We start from the raw sequence: 17,726 nt of genomic DNA, 5'->3' as shown, positions 1-17,726 counted from the left end.
ACTGCCCAGCCGGAGGCTCCTCCCCCACCATCCCGAACCTGATCCGTGGTGGAGATGCTGACGCCGGACATCCGGTTCTCACCTGCCGGGCGCGGGCCGATCGGCGAACTGCTGGAGCGCTTCCACCTGCGGCGCTACGCCGAGGCCCACGCCGCCAAGTTCCAGCGCTTCGGCGGCCAGCTCGGCCGCTCGACGGTCGGGCTGGTCCGCAAAGCGGCGCAGGGCGTCGCCGGAGTACTGACGGTGGTGGTGCTGGCGGCCTCGTCGGAGCCCCGCTGGCCGGCGGGCAGGAAGGGCTGCCCCCGGGCAGTAGTCGCTGTGCGCGGCTTCTATGTCGGCAACGTTCAAGGCCCAACGCATGGTACGACTACGGTTAAGGCGGACAGAAGCGGCAGAAATGGGCGGTTGATGACGGCGGGTAGGTTGGGCGTACTGCTGCGAAGACCCGAGCAGCCGCGGGCGGCATTCCTGGAACTCTTCTCCGACCTGGTGTTCGTCCTCGCCTTCGTCCGGCTCTCGCAGCACCTGCTGGAGCATCTGAGCTGGACTGGCGCGTTCCAGACCCTGGTGTTGCTGTTCGCCATGATGCATGTCTGGGTCTCTACGGCGAGGTTTACGGACCTGTTCGACCCGCTGCATCCGCTGGTACAGCTGTTCACCATGCCGATCATTTTCGGCACCCTCGTGATGGCGGCTGCGACGCCTGAGGCGTTCGGTCGGCGGGGCCTGGTCTTCATAGGGGCGTACCTCGCCCTCCGGCTTGGTGGCCTCGCTGTCGCCATCTACTTTTTGCGTGGCCACGAGGTACAGCCCAGCGCTGTGCGAATACTGTTCTGGGTCGGCGTGGCTTCGCCGGCATGGATCGCGGGTGCGCTCTTACCCGGCTGGGTGCGTGGAGCGCTGTGGCTGACGGCGGCGGGCGTGGAGTACGCGGGGATCGCACTCGGCTTCCCCACGCCGAGGCTGGGCCGCGGCGGCGAGCGTCGATTCGAGGTCGTGGCCTCCGCAGAGCACGTGGCCGAGCGGTTCCAGCAGTTTTTCATTGTCGCGCTCGGCGAGCCGATCCTGGTGACCGGACTGACATTCGCAAACGGCCCGTTCGGGGCTGACCGCAGCGCCGCGGCCCTGGTGGCGTTCGCCACCACGGCACTGCTGTGGCGCATCTACATCCACCGCGCCGGAGCGCTGCTGGCCGACGCCATCGCAGCGACCACCAACCTGAACCGCGTTGCTATCGCGACGGTCTACGCCCACGTGATCATGGCCGCCGGCATCGTCACCATCGCCGTCGGCGACGAACTCGTCATCACCCACCCGCTCGGACACCCGGACCCGGCCTGGACCGCCGTCATCCTCGCCGGACCCGCCCTGTTCCTCGCCGGACGAGCCACCTTCGAGTACGCGGTGTTCGGCCGCGTGTCCCCAACCCGCGTGATCGGCGCACTCGCCCTGGTCGCCCTCACCCCAGCAATGCGGCCGGTGCCGCCGCTCGCGGTAGCCACCACCGCCGCCCTCATCCTCGCCGGCGTCGCCGTAGCCGACGCGGCCCGTACCCGACGATTCCCATCCGAGCAGCCGTCACCACCCGGTTAGCGGGTGCGGTAACCGTTACCTTTCAGTGCGCTCTAGCGAGCGTGTGATCGGTAGTCCCGCCTTGCGGTGGGACGGTCCCGGTCTGAGCAGCGGTGGCTGTGCCGGGTTGACGCTTCACAGCCACCTGCCCGCCGAGGCGGGTCTCACGGTCGGCTCCACGTCCTGGCGCCGGGCCACTCCCGGCGGTGTCGATCTGCGCCGCGAGTGCGGCGAGATTGCGTGCGGCGTAGAGGTCGCGGTCCAGGGCCAGGCCGCAGGCTTCGCACTGGTATTCACGCTCGGACAGGGCCAGCTTGGCTTTCACCGTGCCGCAGCCTGAGCAGGTCTTCGAGGACGGGTACCAGCGGTCGGCTGTGAGCAGCCGCCCGCCGTTCCAGCCGGTTTTGTAGCCGAGCTGGCGGTGTAGCTCGGCGAACCCGGCGTCGGCGATGTGGCGGGCCAGGCGCCGGTTGCGCAGCATCCCGGCCACGTTGAGGTCTTCGACCACGACCGTGCCGTAGGCGGCCGTGAGGCGGGTGGTGAGTTGGTGCAGACCGTCGCGGCGCAGGTTCGCGACCCTGGCGTGCGCCCGGGCGAGCTGGGTCTGGGCGTGGCGCCACCGGTTCGACGGCTGCTGCCCGGTGCGCCGGTCGGGACCGACCCGGCGGGACAGCCGCCGGGCGAGCCGGCGCATCCGCCGGGAGGCGGTGTCCAGGCGGCGCGGGTTGGGTACGAGTTCGCCGGTGGACAGCACGGCCAGGTGCTTGATCCCAACGTCCACGCCCACGGTCGCGTGCGGGCGGGTCGGGTGCGGGCGGGTCGGGTGGCGCTCGGCGCGCTCGACCTCGGCGCAGAACGCGACATGCCAGCGGCCGCCGTCGCGGCGCACCGTCGCGGACAGGATGCGGGCGGTGCCCGCGTCGAGTCGGCGGGCGAGTTTACGGGCGGACTCGTGTAACTTCAGTCGGCCCAGCCTCGGCAGCGTGGCGTGTGTGCGGTCGGGCTCGACGCGGATGGTGCCGGTGGTGAACCGCACGGACGGTGTCGTGCGGCGGCGGGACTTGAACCGGGGGAACCCGACTGGCCGCCCGGCCGGTTTCCCCGCACGGGAGTCCGACCAGTTCTTCAGCGCTTGGGCGAGCGCGTCGAGGCCGGTGTTGAACGGTTCCTTGGAGCATTCGGGCCACCACGGCGCCACCTCGCGCTTGGCGCTGTTCCACGCCTTGCGCAGCGGGGGCAGTGTCCAGCCTGCCGGTCCAAGTCGACGCGCTGGTCGGCCGACGACACGCAGGCGTACACCACAACCTGACCGGCGTCCGGCATCGCGGCAGTCAGCGGCTCGCCGACCATGATGAGCCGCCCGAGCCCGGTAGGTGGGAACAGGCAGCGCCCCGGCCGCGTACCGCCGCCGCGCGGTCACATACGCGATGCCCTGGGACGCCGCCCACTCCTTCAGGGTCACACAACCACCGAAGCTCCTTAAAGGACGCTAAAGCGCGTCGAGACGCCAGCAGCTAGGAACCCCCGCCATGGCTGCAGACCGGGGAGACCTGTCCCGCCCCAACGCCGCTGCCGGGCACGCCAAGGACCTGGCGGCGAAGGTCCGTCGTCGCGGTGACGAGGCAGGCCGGCTGCGGCTGCGGCTGTTCACGATCATTCTGGTCGTCGCAGCTCCATGTGGGCTTGCCGCCGGTTGTCCTGGGGCTGGCGCATGAGGTCCTGGGCCGCCCCCACCGATCTCCGCGCCCAGCGTGGCCGTCGGCACGATCCGCCCTCGGGCAGCTGCTGTCGAGCGGACCCGTGCAGTCGGGTCGCACGGCTCGACGGGCGCGGAGGCACAACGATTACTAGATCCCTCAGTGGACCATCTAGGTAACCACGGGGTTCGCTGCGCGGACCATGAGCGCGCCATGCGATGCGGTCGGAGACACTCGGACGATGAAAGGTATCCCCACGAAGACGTTGTATCACCGCTCGTTGGGCTGGCACGCCCCCGCCCTGCGGCGAGCCGTCATCGTCGCCTCCATCGGGCTGATCGTCGCTCTCGCGCTCCTGCCCTTCATGGCCTGGGAGTTGGCCGCGGTCGGGGGCTGGGACACCGCTGCGCTCGCCTTCCTCATCACGGTCTGGCCAATCATTGTCCCAGCAGACGGCTCGCATACCGCGCTGCTCGCCAGACGTGAGGACGAGACGCGGGGAACCGCCGCGGTTCTGCTGGTAGGGGCAGGCGTCACCAGCCTGCTGGGGGTCGGCTTCACCCTCAGCCTTGCTGGCCGGCAGGGCGGCTCAATGCGAATACTGCTCATCGGCGTCGCAACGCTGACCGTCCTGCTGTCGTGGACCATTGTCCACACGGTCTTCACACTGCGCTACGCCGACCTGCATTTCGGGTCGACGGCCGGGGGCATCGGTTTCGGCGGCGAGTCTGTGCCAGGGGGGCCTACCTACCGCGACCTAGCCTACGTCTCTTTCACGATCGGCATGACTTACCAAGTCTCCGATACGGCCATCAGCGACCCTCGGATCCGAGGCACCGTGCTCTCCCATGCCATCCTGTCGTACGTATTCGGCGTGGTGATCGTGGCCGGTGGTGTCAACCTCCTCGCTGGGCTGGCTCGTTGATCTTGAGCGGCGCCTGCGGCGTTGACGGTGGGGATGCGAACACCAACCCTTGTTCCTCGCCATGTTGCCCGCCGAGCGCGTAGCGCCGGCCATGAATCTCCATGATCGCGCGTCGAGGTCCCAGCTGTCGCAGGCGTCGAAGTAGCGGCGATGTGCTCCAGGATCGAGGCGTAGACGGCGGGATCGGTCACGCGGCATCAGCCCAGGCCGCCCCCGGTGGTGCTGGTCGCGACGGCGCCCTCGGCGATCACCGCGGCGCCGACCGGGACGGCGGCTCCGTTCGGTGCCGAGCCGATCGCCGTCCAGATCTGCTGGGCACCCGTGGGACTGGGGGAACTCGCCGGCCGCCTCGACCTGCCGGAAGTAGGCCACGAGCGGCACCTCGTCAGGGTCACGTGCCATGACGCTGCGGACAACCGCCACGCGGCGAAGCATGCGGGCCCTTGCAACCGTTACTCCGGCCGTGACCCTGAGCCCTCGGTTGTCCGCCGTCGACGGCGTACCAACGCCAGCCGGCGAGAGCCCGCCGGGTAGGGAAGGGCTTCTGCCAGGGCGGCCGCCCGTCGAAATGCCTCCGCCGCATCCTGCTCGCGGCCCAGCGCCGCCAAGGCGGCGGCATGCACCGTCCGCGCGTCCGTCTCCGCAAGCCGCTCGCCGGCCCGCTCCGCGCGCGCCGCCTCCGCCGCCGCCACCTCGAGGGCCTCCTGGACGCGCCCGCATGCCAGCCACGCGCGGGCCGTCAGGTGCGCCGACCTCGTCTGTCGGTCTGCGAGGAGCGCCAAGGCGTCCTCCGGGCGCCCCTCCTGTAACGTCAACTCGGCCCGCACCGACCGCACCTCGTCCTGGGCCTGAAAGTCCCCCTGCGCGCGCGCCGCGCGCTCGGCCGCGTCCAGCAGCACGCCCGCACCCGGCTCTCCCATCCGGATCCGCACCCGGGCGAGGGCTGCCAGAGCGTATGGCACGCACCAGCCGAGGCCCGGCCCCGCCTCCCGCACCGCGGTCTCCGCCAGGGCCCGGGCCTCGGCCGTCTCCTCCATCAACAGGTGGAGCTTGGCCAGGTTCGCCCGCTCGAAGACCGTTGCCGTCGGATCGCCGGACCGCTCGGCGAGGTCCAACGCCCGCCGCCCCGTTTCGATGGCCTCCGGTAACCGCCCGGCCCGAAGAGCGGTTTCCCGCAGCACCGAGAGGACCAGGGCGAGTAGCTGCGGATCTCCGTACGCCTTCGCGTGCGGTAGTGCGCGTTGCGCGACCAGGCCCGTCTCCCCGAAACGACCGGCCAAGCCCAGGGACGTCGCACGCATCGCCAGCGCCCGGGCGAGCAGTCCCCGCCGTTCCGGGCCGGCCACCGCCCGCGCTGCGGTTTCCGTCGCCCGCGCGGCCGCCGCCCCCTGCTCGTACCGGCCGGCGACGAAACAGAGCACAGCCCTGGCGAGATGATGGGCGCTCGTCGTCGCCGCCGGCGTGTCGGGAGCGGGCGGAGTGGCATCGAGCAGCCGGAGGCCCTCGTCCGTGCTCCGCGTTTTCGCCATGAGTTCGGCGAGCCGGGCTGCGGCGAGCACCCGTCCGTCCCGGTCGCCGTGGCGCTCCATCTCCGCCAGAGCCTCGCGGAGCAGCCGGGCCGCGTCCTCGAACCGGCCCATCCGGCGCAGCACGACGCTGTGGTCCATCCGTGCGCGCGCCGATTCGGCGGCCAGCGCGTCGAGCCGGTCGGTGAGCTCCGCGTAGTAGCGGTCTGCGGTGTCGTTCGCGTGATGGGCCGCCGCGCGTTCCGCTGCCCGCCGCAGATACCCGGTGGCGCGCGGGTCGTCGGCGCCCGTCAACTGGGCGGCGAGCGTGTCCACGGCATCCGGCCGGCGCCGGAGCACCGCCTCCGCATACGCCGAGTGCAACAGCTGCCGCCGGGCCGCCGACAGCATCCGGTAGCAGGTCATCCGGACCAGGGGATGGCGGAAGGTAAGCCCGGCCATCGGACGGCCCTCGACGGCCACCGGCCGCTCCTCCAGCACGGAGGCGGCGACAGCGGCCTCCACTGCCTCCGTCGCCTCGGCCGCCGACAGCGGTGGCTGCCCGCAGCGCCGGGCGACGTCCAGGACCTCGGCGAGTGCCGCGTCCTGACCCGCCACCGCGACCATGTCCACCACTCGACGGGCTGCCGGGTCGAGTCGTCCGAGCCGCTGGGCGACCACCTGTCGGATACCCTCGGGTGCTCCCGAAACGCCCACGACCCCGTCCCGCAGCGCACGCGCCAGCTCGAGCGCGAAGAGCGGATTACCCAGGGACAGTTCCCACACCCGTTCGGGTACGGCTGCGGAGGAGGAGCCCAGCGCGTCGGCCGCGAGCTCGAGACACGCCTCCCGGGGCAGGCGGGGTGGTTCGACAGCCCGGGCGAGCGACTGGCGGACCAGCACGTCCAACGTGTGCCGCCGTAGATCGGAGCCCGGCAGCTCCTCCGGGCGCAGCGTGGCGAGAAACCGCCAACCCATACCGTTCTCCCGGGCCCGCCGCGCGAGATAGCTGAGGAGTTGGAACGAGCCTGCGTCCGCGGCATGAAGGTCGTCCAGCACCACCACCGCCGGCCGTTCCGCCGCCAGCTCCTGGAACAGCGCGGCCGCTGCCTGGAACAGGCGGTCCCGCTCCTCCTCGGGGCTTCGCCACGCCCTCGGCTCCACCCTCCCCAACGGCAGGAGCCCGGCCAGTTCCGGATACTCCGCGCCCATGCTGGCCCGCTCCTCGAGGGAGCGGTCCGCCAGCCAGCCCTCGACCGCCTCCGCGAACGGGCCGTACGGCCGGTGCCCTTCCGCGTCGTGGCCGGCGCCCCACAGCACGGTCGCCCCCTTCTCGGCGGCCCGGCGGGCGGCCTCGGCAACGAGGCGCGTCTTGCCGAGCCCGGCCTCTCCGGTGACGAGGAGGACGGGCGGGGTGTCGACTTCCAGCAGCTCGGCCAGCACGTCATCGCGACCCCGCAGCGGCAGGGCGGGTGGTAGCCGCACCGCCGCCGGGAGCGCCGGCTGCCCCGACCGGGCGGCCGAGGTCGGCGCGGCGAGGGCTCGACGGTACAGCGCTTCCGCCTCGGCGCCCGGCCGCACCCCGATCTCGGCGTCCAGTGCCTCCCGGCACAGGTGGTACTGGTGCACGGCCCGGCGTCGGAGCCCCTGCCGGAGGAACGCCTCGATCAGGATGCGGTGGGCGTACTCCTCGGCGGGTGAGGCCGCCAGGACCTGCTCGGCCGCCTCCACCGCTTTCTCGGTGCCGCCCGCTTCAAGATGGGCGGCGGCCAGTGCGAGGAGGGTCTTCTCCCGCAGCGCGGCCAGGCGTTCCCGGCGGGCCTGGGACCACGGCGCGTACCGGTCCTCGGGGAGAAGCTCGCCGGTGAACGCGTCGAGCGCGGCCGTCAGTTCCGCTCGGCCGCCGTGCGCTAGCGCCGCCTCCGCGAGCCGTTCGGCTTCGTCGGCGTCGATCCACACGGTGTGCGGATCCAACCGCAGCAGCGCCCCCTCGCCGATCAGGTACGACGACGTGGCCCGGGGCGCGAGTTCCGGTTCGACGGCCCGGCGGGCGGCGTGCAGCGCCACCCGCAGGCTGCGCAGCGCTGCCTGGGGATCGGCGTCCGGCCAGCAGATCTCCATCGCCTCCTCGCGATGGAGGCGATGGTCCGGGGCGACTGCGAGCAGCTTGAGCAGCGTCCGGGCGCTCGGCCGCGGCCACCGCTCCGCGAGCGGTGGCCCGTCGTTCCGGTGGACCCGGAACCCGCCGAGGAGGTGCAGCCGCAGCACCTGGGTCTCCCTACGCTGATGGGGGCCCCCACCATAGCGGGAGCCCCCATCAGCGGTGTCAAGTCAGGAATTGGTCACGACGCCCGTCACCATTCCGTGAATCCGGTTGTCGACCCCCATGTCGTACCGGTAGCCGGACAGTTCGGCCATCCGGTCCTGCCCGAGGTTTTCGTTGTGCAGGCCGACGATCTCGTCCACGCCGTCACCGGTGAGGTCCGCGATCACCACGTTCTGGGTCGCGTACCGCTGCAGCCGGGCCTCGTGATCCGGATAGTGGACGCCGGCCGTGAGCACGGACGGGTCCCAGATGTAGAACGCGCCTTCCGTGCCACCGACGAGCAGCCGGCGCCCACCGGGACCGGTCGCGAAACCGGCTCGGTGGATGGCCCCCACCGTGTAGATCAGGTAGTCGTTGCCGTCCGTGCCGAAGGTTTGCAGCGAGGCCGTTCCGGTGAGGATCAGGCCCTCGTCGCCGGTGAACCAGTTGCCGAGGGTGAAGGATCCGCCACCGAGCGCGGTCTTCACCACCCCGCCCGTGCGGACGTCGCGGAACTCGAAGAACTCCCGCCACCAGCCGTTGTCATCGCGCACGATCCAGGTGGCCACGGCCGCATGCCCGTCCGCGTACGGGATCGCGGGCGAGGCGTACACGCCGTGGAAGAGCTGCGCACCGTAGATCTTCGGGTCGCTACCCGTCCACACTGGGCTGGCGGTCCAGGCGACCGTACCGGTCCGGGCGTCCAGAGCCATCTCCTCGACCGTGGCGGGCTCGCGCTGGTACGCCGTCTGGTACGAACCGAGCACCCGGCCGTCGGTCACCGCCAGGTCCGAGAAGGCAACCGGCCCCGTGCCCTGGGGAGCGTAGGACCACAGTTGGCGGCCACTACCCCGGTAGGCGCGGACGGCGTCGGTCGGAACGAGCACGTCGTCAGCGCCGTCGCTGTTCAGATCGGCCACGGTCACCGAGCGGACGAACTGCCCCGGCTGGTCGATGGTCGCGCTGACCCGACCGGTGGTGGCGTCGACGATCACCGCGGCGGTCTCGGCGGCCACCACCAGGTCGTCGCGGCGTCCGTCACCGTCCGTGTCACCCAGCACGATGTCGCCGTACACGGCGCCGGGCAGGGTGGCCTGCCACAGCACCCGCGGCTTGCCCGCGGCCAGCGACGGACCGTCGAACGCCCACAGGCCGCGGGACTGGCCGCCGGCCACCAGGTCCTTGCGGCCGTCTCCGTTCACATCGACCGCGACGCCGGTCGACAGGTCGGCAAGGAGCGGTACGAGCCCCGCCGACGTGCCGTTGTCCAGCCGGTAGAGGTGGATGTTCTGGGCGTTGCCGATGGTGCGTACCAGCCAGTCGTCGCCGGCCTGGTACGGCTCGGCGTAGATCGGGGAGGCGACCATGCCCTTCTGCGACCACCGCACCGAACCGTCCCCGCCGCTGAGCACGGTGATCGTGCCGTAGCGGCGGCCCCCCGCGTTGATGGCGCGGCCCCTGTCCGCGGTCGTCACGTACGAGGCGATGGCCTTGCCGTTCGCGATCCGCAGGCCGAGGACGCTGTCACCGTCAAGCCGGTTCGACTCGTCCCGCTTCACCGTGTACGACCAGAGTTCCGTCCCGCCGTCACCGCGCAGGCCGCGCACCGTCGCCGCATTGATGTAGAAGTCGTCGTCGAAGGTGGCCTCGGCGACCGCGTACTCGACGCCGCCGCCGCCCTTCAACTCGCCGACCGCCAGCTCGGTACCGACCGCGTTGACCCGCTCGTCGAGCACGGTCCGGGTGCCGTTGGCCAGGTCGTAACCGACCAGCTGGTACCGCACCCCGTCGGTGTAGTCGGACTGCTCGATGGCGACGAGCCGGTTCCGGGACGGGTCGACGACCGCCTCCCGCCCGTACATCGCGCCGGCGGTCTGCCAATGCGGCGTGCCGTCCGCCGTGTCGATCACGAGTGTCTGGCTCGCGGCCGGGTCGGTGTCGGTCTTCCGCACGTACCAGGAGAGGGCTGCCGCGGTGTCGGAGAGCGCGGTGACCGAGGCCCACCGGCCGTCGCGCTGGCCGGTGTCGTACGACCAGGTCGCCGCCGGGGTCAGTCGCCCGTCCGCGAACGTGAAGCGGAAGCCGTACAGCTTCGTCGTCAACGTTTCGTCGGCGCCGAAGTTGTTGGACGGCTGGTCGGCGACGAGCAGGGTCCTGCCGGCGAGGGCGACCTGCTGGGCGTCGGGGAGGATCTGCGACCACAGCGTCGCCCCGGTCTTCCCGTCGAGGGCGGTGACGAAGCTACCCGTCGTCAGGGACGAGCCCGGGGAGGTGAACGGGCGGTACGGGTTGGCGCCCACCTTCGCGGTGAAGACGACGTCAGCCACCCCGTCGCCCGTCAGGTCCCCCTGCGCGAAGCCCCGGTCGGCCAGGTCCGCGTACGGACTGTTGGCCTCATAGCCGACGGTGATATGGGCAGGGTACGGCTCCTTGTCCCACGGCCGCAGCGGCTTGACGTGCCAGTCGGCGTAGAGGGAATCGTTGTCGCGCTTCCACACCGCCCGGCCCCCCGTCGTGAAGCGGGTGATCAGGCCGAGACTGTGCACGGCTAGGAAGTCGCCCTTGCCGCCGCCGAGTGGGGCGGTTTCGGCGTTCCCCCGGTACGTCTCCAGCGCGGACGCCTCGGTGAGGGTGACCGGTGCCGCGTCCTGCGGCTGCTCGGCCGGCGGTTCGGCGGTGTCGCTCGGCGCGGTCGCCTTCTGAGCAGAGGGGGCCGCCGTGAATCGACTTTCGAGTTCAGCGGCTTGGGCGTCGGTCAGGACCCGCGCCTGCTGCGACCCGTCCTCGGCGTACGCCGGGGTGGTGATCGCGGGAAGCGCGGCAAGCACGAGTCCGGGCGCGAGCAGGGCGGAGGCGAGGCGGCGCACGGCGCTTCGGGATCGCTTCTTCATCATGCCGCCTTCGGGAAGATACGCAGAGCGCTACGGTCGGTGAGGACCGGTTCGTTGAAGGAGTACTGCAGGGCGTCGGCGCCGGCCTGGTTCTCGATGCCGACGGTCGCTGATCCGCCTTTCTCCAGCGCCGACGCGTCGTCGATGGACTGGTACTGCAGGAGGATCGCCCCGGTCGCCTCTTCGAAGACCGCCTCGAACGTCACTCGCCGGCTCGAATCGGCGGCGAAGGTCGCGTTCTCCCAGACGATCGCGAACTTCTGCTGTCCGGCCGTGCCGGTGGTGGCGGTCTTCACGGCCGACCTCTTGTCGAGGACGAGATCGTCCCAGTAGGCGGCGAGGATGCCGTTGGGCTGCGCCGTCGCCGGCAGCGCGGTGTTGACGTAGTCGCCGAGCCGCGGGGCGAGGAAGTTCACCAGGCCGTTGGTCGTGACGCTCGCCTGGTTGTACGCGACGCCGTAGAAGGTCACCGGGAACGGCAGGGCGACGGTCTTGGCGTTTTCGTCGCCGGAGAGGGCGACCTTGGTGGCGCCGCTGACCCAGGAGTACGCGGCGGGCAGACAGCTGTTGCCGAAGGCGTCGCTGTGGGCGGGCAGTCGGACCGCCACGCTCTCGTCGCCGTCCACGGTCAGGGTCTTCTGGTAGGTGCCGTTGCACAGCACCGGCTCGGCTGGCGTCACCATCAGCGTGAAGGATCCTTCGGCGACGACCGGGAAACGGAAGGCGCCGGCGGCGTCCGACACGACCGGGGCGAGCGGCGCCTCGACGATCCGTACGCTGGCACCGGGGAGCGGCTTGCCCGTCACGTCGTACACCGTGCCGGTCACGGCGTGCCGGGGAACGGCGTCCAGCGCGATGTCGTGGGAGAGGGCCTGGCCGTCGGTGACGGTGAGGTCCTCCGTGACTGTGCGGTAGCCGTAGCCGACGCTGGTGACGGTGTACGCGCCGGCCGCCAGGACCAGCCGGTAGGCGCCCGAGGCTTCCGTGGTCACGGTGCGCTGGCCGCCCTGGCCCGTTGCGGTGATGGTGATTCCGGCCAGGCCGGCGCCGGTGACCCGGTCGGTGACGGTGCCGGTGATGGTGGCCGCGGTGTGCGGGGCCCGGTCGACGGCGGCGAAGGCGTCGAGCTTGCCCTCGCCCCAGACGTTGTTGGCGTCGGCGGTGCCGCCGCAGTGGGTGTCGTCGACATCCCGCGCGGAGTCGTTCAGGACGGCGCGGGTGGCGTCGATGTCGCCGACGAGGGAGGGGGCCGCGGACCAGAGCAGGGCGACGGCACCGGCGACATGCGGGGTCGCCATGGACGTACCGGAGATCGCCCGGTAGCGGCTGCCCGGCCAGGCGGAGCGGACGTTGACGCCGGGCGCGGCGATGTTCGGCTTCATGGAACCGTCGACGAGGGAGGGGCCGAAGCCGGAGAAGGACGCGATGGCTCCGGTCGCGTCGTACGCGCCGACCCCGTACGCCGGAGCCTGGGCACCTGGCGCCTCGGTGGTCGAACAGGTCGTTCCGTTGCCAGCGTTGCCGGCAGCGAACGCCTCGAAGATGCCGGCCGCGTTCCAGGCCTCGATCATGTCCTGGTAGAAGGTGGTGTTCCCGCCGCCCCAGGAGTTGTTGACGATGTCCGGGGCGAGATCGGGCCGCGGGTTCTGCCCGTTGTGGTCGGTCGGCGCGAGGATCCACTGGCCGGCATTCAGCAGCGAGGTGTCCGAGCAGTAGTTGGCCTCGCAGCCCTTGGCGGCGATCCACGTCGCGCCCGGCGCGACGCCGATGCCGCCCGCGCCCGCGATGGTGCCCATGGTGTGGGTGCCGTGGCCGTTGTTGTCGCAGGGGGTGCTGCTGTCGGGGCACTGGCCGGACGCGTCGTACCAGTTGTAGTCGTGGTTGTAGGTGCCGTCGCCGAGGTTGCCCCGGTAGTTGTCCGCCAGGGCCGGGTGGTTGAACTCCACGCCCGAGTCGATGCTGGCGACGACGACGCCCTCGCCGCGGTCGGCGTACTGGGACCAGACCTGGTCGGCGCCGATGTCCTTGACGCCCCACTCCGGGTCGGTGGTCGTGGTCGTGGTCGTGGTGACGGGGTCCATCGCGACGGTGCTGATGGCGTAGTGCTGCTCCTGCCGCAGGGCGGCGACATCGGGACGGGCGGCGAGCCGCTCGACCAGGTCCCGGTCGCCGGTGACCTTCACGGCGTTCGCGATCCAGTACGACTCGTAGCCGATCTTCGCCTGGTCCAGGTAGCGGGTCAGCGAGCTCTGGTCCCGGGTGGCCTCGGCGCGCAGCGCCCGGAACACGGCGGCCTTCCGCGCCTTGCCGCGCTGACGCAGGGCACCGGACAGGTCGGTGCGGCCGTCGACGACGACGAAGAAGGTCGCCTCCTGACCGGCGCCAACGGCGGCGGCGAGGCCCGGATCGACGATCGCATTGTGCCGGGGCGCGGCGGCCGCGGCCGGCACGGCAAGGCCGCCGACGACGGTCACGGCAACCGCTGCCCAGGCGGTGGCCGCTCGCCGCAGGGATGAACGGGGCAAATGCATTTATCTAGCTCCTCAATCGCCGATACAGGGAAAGCCGGTAACTCCGTTTCAGGGAAAGCCGCCGGAAGGGCGACCGGAAAGCGCGGAGCTGGCCTGGTCGGGCAGGCTACGGCTGAACCGTTACTGGCGAATTACTGACGCGGCGCGGGAGCCAACCCGTGGGTGGAACCGTCAGTGGCGGAGTGGGTGGCCCAACCGCCTCTCCCCTCTTCATGAGCCCGGGGCGCTGGAAACCGACGCCACGCTCGATGGGCGCGGCTAACGTGCGGCGCCGGCCCGCCGCTTGGTCCACACATCGAACGCGACGGCGGCGAGAAGCACCAGGCCCTTGACCAGCATCACCTGCTCACTGGGAGCCCCGATCAGGGACATGCCGTTGTTGATGACGCCCATGATGAGGCCCCCGGTGATCGCGCCGACGACCTTGCCGACGCCACCCTGGACGGCGGCGCCGCCGATGAAGGCCGCTGCGATGGCATCGAGCTCGAACTGGTTGCCGGCGGTCGGGCCGGCCTGGTTGAGGCGGCCGGCGAAGATGATGCCGGCGAGGGCGGACAGCACCCCCATGTTCACAAAGATCCAGAAGACATTGGACTTGACCTTGACGCCGGACAGGACGGCGGCTTGCAGGTTTCCGCCGACGGCGTAGATCTGCCGGCCGAACACGGCCCGGTTCATCAGCAGGCTGTAGCCGAGCACCAGGGCGGCGAGCAGCACGAGGACCCAGGGCAGGTTGCGGAACCGGGCGAGCTGCACAACGATCCCGAGGACGAGGAACGCAGCGAGCGCGATCTTGGCGAGGAAAGTCGGCAGCGGATCGACCGCCTGGTGGTAGCCCAGCCGGGCGGCGCGGGTGCGCCACTGGGTGATGGCTATTCCGGCCACGGCCGTGATGCCGACGAGCAGGCTGAACAGGTCCGCACCGCCGAGCGGTCCGAGGCCGACGTTGCCGAGGTAGCCCTGGGTGAAGCCGTTGGACAGGGTGCGGATCTCCTCGGGGAACGGGCCGATGCCCTGGTTACCGAGCACGGTCAGGGTGAGCGCGCGGAACAGCAGCATGCCGGCGAGGGTGACGATGAACGCCGGAATCCCGAAGTAGGCGATCCAGTAGCCCTGCCAGGCACCGATGAGAGCGCCAGCGATGAGGGTGATGACCAGGGCGAGCGGCCACGGCACGCCCATGTTGACGGTGAGGACGGCGGTGATCGCGCCGGTGACCGCGACCACCGAACCGACCGACAGGTCGATGTGTCCGGCGATGATGATCAAGATCATGCCGATGGCGAGGATCAGGATGTAGGAGTTCTGAACGATGATGTTGCTGATGTTCTGCGGCTGCAGCATCGCGCCGTCGGTCAGCACGGTGAACAGCAACACGATCAGCGCGAACGCGACGTAGATGCCGGACTGACGCAGGTTGACGGTGAAGCGGCGTGGCGCGCGGCCGGCCGGTTGCCCCGGCTGGGCCAGCGTGGTGTCGGCCATCGCAAGGTCGGCGTTGGTGGGTGCGACGCTGGTCATGCTGGTCTCCCGTTTACTGTCTCTTGGTCATGTACTGCATGAGCCGCTCCTGCGTGGCATGCTCGCGGGGCACCTCGCCCGTAATCCGGCCGGCGGACAACGTGTAGATTCGGTCGCACAGCCCCAGCAGCTCGGGCAGCTCGGAGGAGATCACGAGCACGGCCCTACCCTCGTCGGCGAGCCGGTTGATGATCGTGTAAATCTCGTACTTGGCCCCGACGTCGATGCCCCGGGTCGGCTCGTCCAGGATCAACACGTCCGCGTCGGTGAACATCCACTTCGACAGGACGACCTTCTGCTGGTTTCCGCCGCTGAGTTTGCCGGTGAGGCTGAGCACGCTGGGGGCCTTGATGTTCATGCTGGCCCGGTACTCGTCGGCGACCCGGTACTCCTCGTTGTCGTTGACCCATCCGCGCGTCGCCAGTTTGCCGAGCGCCGCGGCGGAGACATTGCGCTTGACGTCCTCGATCAGGTTGAGGCCGTACCGTTTCCGGTCCTCGGTGACGTACGCGATGCCGTGCCGGATGGCGTCGCGCACGGACTTCAGGTGGATCTCCCTGCCGTCCTTGACGACCCGCCCGGTGATGTTCGTGCCGTACGAGCGGCCGAACACGCTCATCGCCAGCTCCGTCCGTCCGGCGCCCATCAGCCCGGCCAGCCCGACGATCTCCCCGCGGCGCAGCACCAGGTTGGCGCCGGACACCACGACCCGGCCGTGCTGGGTCGGGCTGTGCACGGTCCAGTCCTCGACGCGCAGCAGCTCCTCGCCGATCTTCGGCGTGTGTGGCGGGAAGCGGTGGCTCAGGTCCCGGCCCACCATCCCGGAGATGATCCGGTCCTCGGTCACCTCGTCGGTGGCCATGTCGAGGGTCTCGATGGTGCGCCCGTCGCGGAGGATGGTGATGGCGTCCGCGATCGCGAGGACCTCGTTGAGTTTGTGCGAGATGATCACGCAGGTGATCCCCGCGTCACGCAGCCCGCGCAGCAGATCCAGCAGGTGCGCCGAGTCCTCGTCGTTCAACGCCGCGGTCGGCTCGTCGAGGATCAGCAGCTTCACCTCCTTGGAGAGCGCCTTGGCGATCTCCACCAGCTGCTGCTTTCCCACCCCGAGATCGAACACCGGGGTTACCGGATTTTCGGCCAGGCCCACCCGCGCCAGCAGCTGTGCCGCCTCGTGGTTGGTCCTGTTCCAGTCGATCAGGCCCTGATGGGCCCGCTCGTTGCCGAGGAAGATGTTCTCCGCGATCGACAGCTGGGGGCACAGCGCGAGCTCCTGATGAATGATGACGATCCCGCGGTGCTCGCTATCGCGGATGCCGGAGAATCGGCACGGCTCGCCGTCGAAGTAGATCTCGCCCTGGTACGTGCCGTGCGGGTACACCCCGGACAGCACCTTCATCAGCGTCGACTTACCCGCGCCGTTCTCGCCACAGATCGCGTGGACCTCCCCCCGGCGCACGGACAGGTTGACGTCCTGAAGCGCCATGACCCCGGGAAACGTCTTGGTGATGCCCTGCATCTGCAGGATGTGGTCGCTCATCGCCGCACTCCCTCCGCCGGCACGTGTGCTACGAGGCTGAAGACTCCCGCCGCGCCTCTTGAGGGCGCGGCGGGAGTCACCCCGGGTCAGCCCAGCTGCGCGCCGGTGTAGTAACCGGTGTCGACGAGCGCCTGCTTGTAGTTGCTCTTGTCTACGATGACGGGCTGCAGCAGGTACGACGGCACCACCTTGACCCCGTTGTCGTAGTCCTTGTCGTTGTTCACCTGCGGTTTGCTCCCCTTGAGCACGGCGTCGGCCATCTCCACCGTCACCTTGGCGAGCTCGCGGGTGTCCTTGTAGATCGTCGAGTACTGCTCACCCGCGATGATGGACTTCACCGACGCCAGCTCCGCGTCCTGGCCAGTGACGACCGGGTACGGCTGGCCGGCGGTGCCGTAACCGTTGCTCTTGAGGGCCGACAGGATGCCGATCGACAGCCCGTCGTACGGCGACAGCACCCCGTCGACCGTGGCGCCGCCCGTGTACGTCGAGGTCAGCAGGTCCTCCATGCGCTTCTGCGCGGTGGCCGGGTCCCAGCGCAGGATGGCGACGGTCTTGAAGTCCTTCTGGCCGCTCTTCACCACGAGCGCGCCCTTGTCGATGTGCGGCTGCAGCACGCTCATCGCACCGTTGAAGAAGAACGTGGCGTTGTTGTCGTCCGGCGAGCCAGCGAACAGCTCGATGTTGAACGGCCCCTTCGCCTCACCGGGCGAGCCGTCCGGCTTGAGCAGTTTGAGGCCCACCAGCAGCGAGGTCGCCTGCTGCACACCGACCTTGAAGTTGTCGAACGTCGCGTAGTAGTCGACGTTCGGGCTCTTGCGGATGAGCCGGTCGTACGCGATGACCGAGATGTTCTTGTCCCTCGCCTGCTGCAGCTGCGTGGTCAGCGCGGTGCCGTCGATGGACGCGATGATGAGCAGCTTGGCGCCCTTGGTGATCTGGTTCTCCAGCTGGTTGACCTGGGTCGGGATGTCGTTCTCGGCGTACTGCAGGTCGACCTTGTAGCCGAGCGCCTCCAGCTGCTTCTTGACGTTCTCGCCGTCGCTGATCCACCGCTCCGACGACTTGGTGGGCATGGTGACGCCGACCAGTGCGCCCGCGTTGTCGCCGGACTGTGCCTGCTGGTCGACGGTCTTGGTGCTGGAACCGCAGGCGGTCAGGGCCGTGACGAGGACGATGGCCGCCGCCACCGAGGAAAGACGGGTGATGAGCATGATGTCTCCTTCTGAGGGGGGAAAG

The 17,726-nt window shown here is 70.2% G+C and carries 9 protein-coding genes; 2 read left to right on the top strand and 7 right to left on the bottom strand.

The annotated features are described in order from the left end of the window. The first annotated feature begins 54 nt into the window (after window positions 1–54). The gene (locus EV384_RS14045) at window positions 55–1,593 is read left to right on the top strand and encodes a low temperature requirement protein A (protein ID WP_242624477.1); all 1,539 of its coding nucleotides are present in this window, start codon (window positions 55–57) and stop codon (window positions 1,591–1,593) included. Window positions 1,594–1,615: 22 nt separating this feature from the next. On the opposite strand, the gene tnpB is transcribed toward EV384_RS14045, so the two are convergent. Further along, window positions 1,616–2,992, bottom strand: coding sequence for an IS607 family element RNA-guided endonuclease TnpB (tnpB, locus tag EV384_RS35360; RefSeq protein ID WP_278045675.1), 1,377 nt, complete (start codon window positions 2,990–2,992; stop codon window positions 1,616–1,618). A gap of 518 nt (window positions 2,993–3,510) precedes the next feature. Between tnpB and EV384_RS14035 the strand changes: the two genes are divergently transcribed. Continuing rightward, window positions 3,511–4,194 carry a DUF1345 domain-containing protein gene (locus tag EV384_RS14035; RefSeq protein WP_165439933.1) on the top strand — a complete coding sequence of 228 codons (684 nt, stop codon included), beginning with the start codon at window positions 3,511–3,513 and terminating at the stop codon, window positions 4,192–4,194. 452 nt (window positions 4,195–4,646) lie between these two features. Here the strand turns inward: EV384_RS14035 and EV384_RS14030 are convergent, their stop codons facing one another. The 6 genes from EV384_RS14030 to chvE all read right to left on the bottom strand — a co-directional run bounded on the left by EV384_RS14030 (window position 4,647) and on the right by chvE (window position 17,701). Beyond that, a complete protein-coding gene (locus EV384_RS14030; RefSeq protein WP_130333613.1) occupies window positions 4,647–7,967 on the bottom strand; it encodes an ATP-binding protein in 3,321 nt (1,106 codons plus the stop codon). A 63-nt stretch (window positions 7,968–8,030) separates the two neighbouring features. After that, window positions 8,031–10,895, bottom strand: coding sequence for a ribosomal eL19 family protein (locus EV384_RS14025; RefSeq protein ID WP_130333611.1), 2,865 nt, complete (start codon window positions 10,893–10,895; stop codon window positions 8,031–8,033). Beyond that, window positions 10,895–13,369 (bottom strand): S8 family serine peptidase, encoded by a 2,475-nt coding sequence (locus tag EV384_RS14020; RefSeq protein ID WP_207232320.1) that lies wholly within the window; start codon window positions 13,367–13,369, stop codon window positions 10,895–10,897. The genes EV384_RS14025 and EV384_RS14020 overlap by 1 nt, the downstream gene beginning before the upstream one ends. Window positions 13,370–13,684: 315 nt before the next feature. Beyond that, on the bottom strand, window positions 13,685–14,947 hold the full coding sequence (gene mmsB / locus EV384_RS14015; RefSeq protein WP_207232319.1) for a multiple monosaccharide ABC transporter permease: 1,263 nt from the start codon (window positions 14,945–14,947) through the stop codon (window positions 13,685–13,687). Between the two features lie 13 nt (window positions 14,948–14,960). Next, a complete protein-coding gene (gene mmsA, locus EV384_RS14010; RefSeq protein WP_130333607.1) occupies window positions 14,961–16,487 on the bottom strand; it encodes a multiple monosaccharide ABC transporter ATP-binding protein in 1,527 nt (508 codons plus the stop codon). 86 nt (window positions 16,488–16,573) lie between these two features. Further along, window positions 16,574–17,701: a multiple monosaccharide ABC transporter substrate-binding protein gene (gene chvE, locus EV384_RS14005; protein ID WP_130333605.1), complete on the bottom strand. Its 1,128-nt coding sequence runs from the start codon at window positions 17,699–17,701 to the stop codon at window positions 16,574–16,576. Window positions 17,702–17,726: the final 25 nt, after the last annotated feature.

Source organism: Micromonospora kangleipakensis (assembly GCF_004217615.1).
GTDB lineage: Bacteria > Actinomycetota > Actinomycetes > Mycobacteriales > Micromonosporaceae > Micromonospora > Micromonospora kangleipakensis.
The sequence above is the reverse complement of the archived record's forward strand: the minus strand, read 5'-3'. Positions and strand labels throughout refer to the sequence as shown.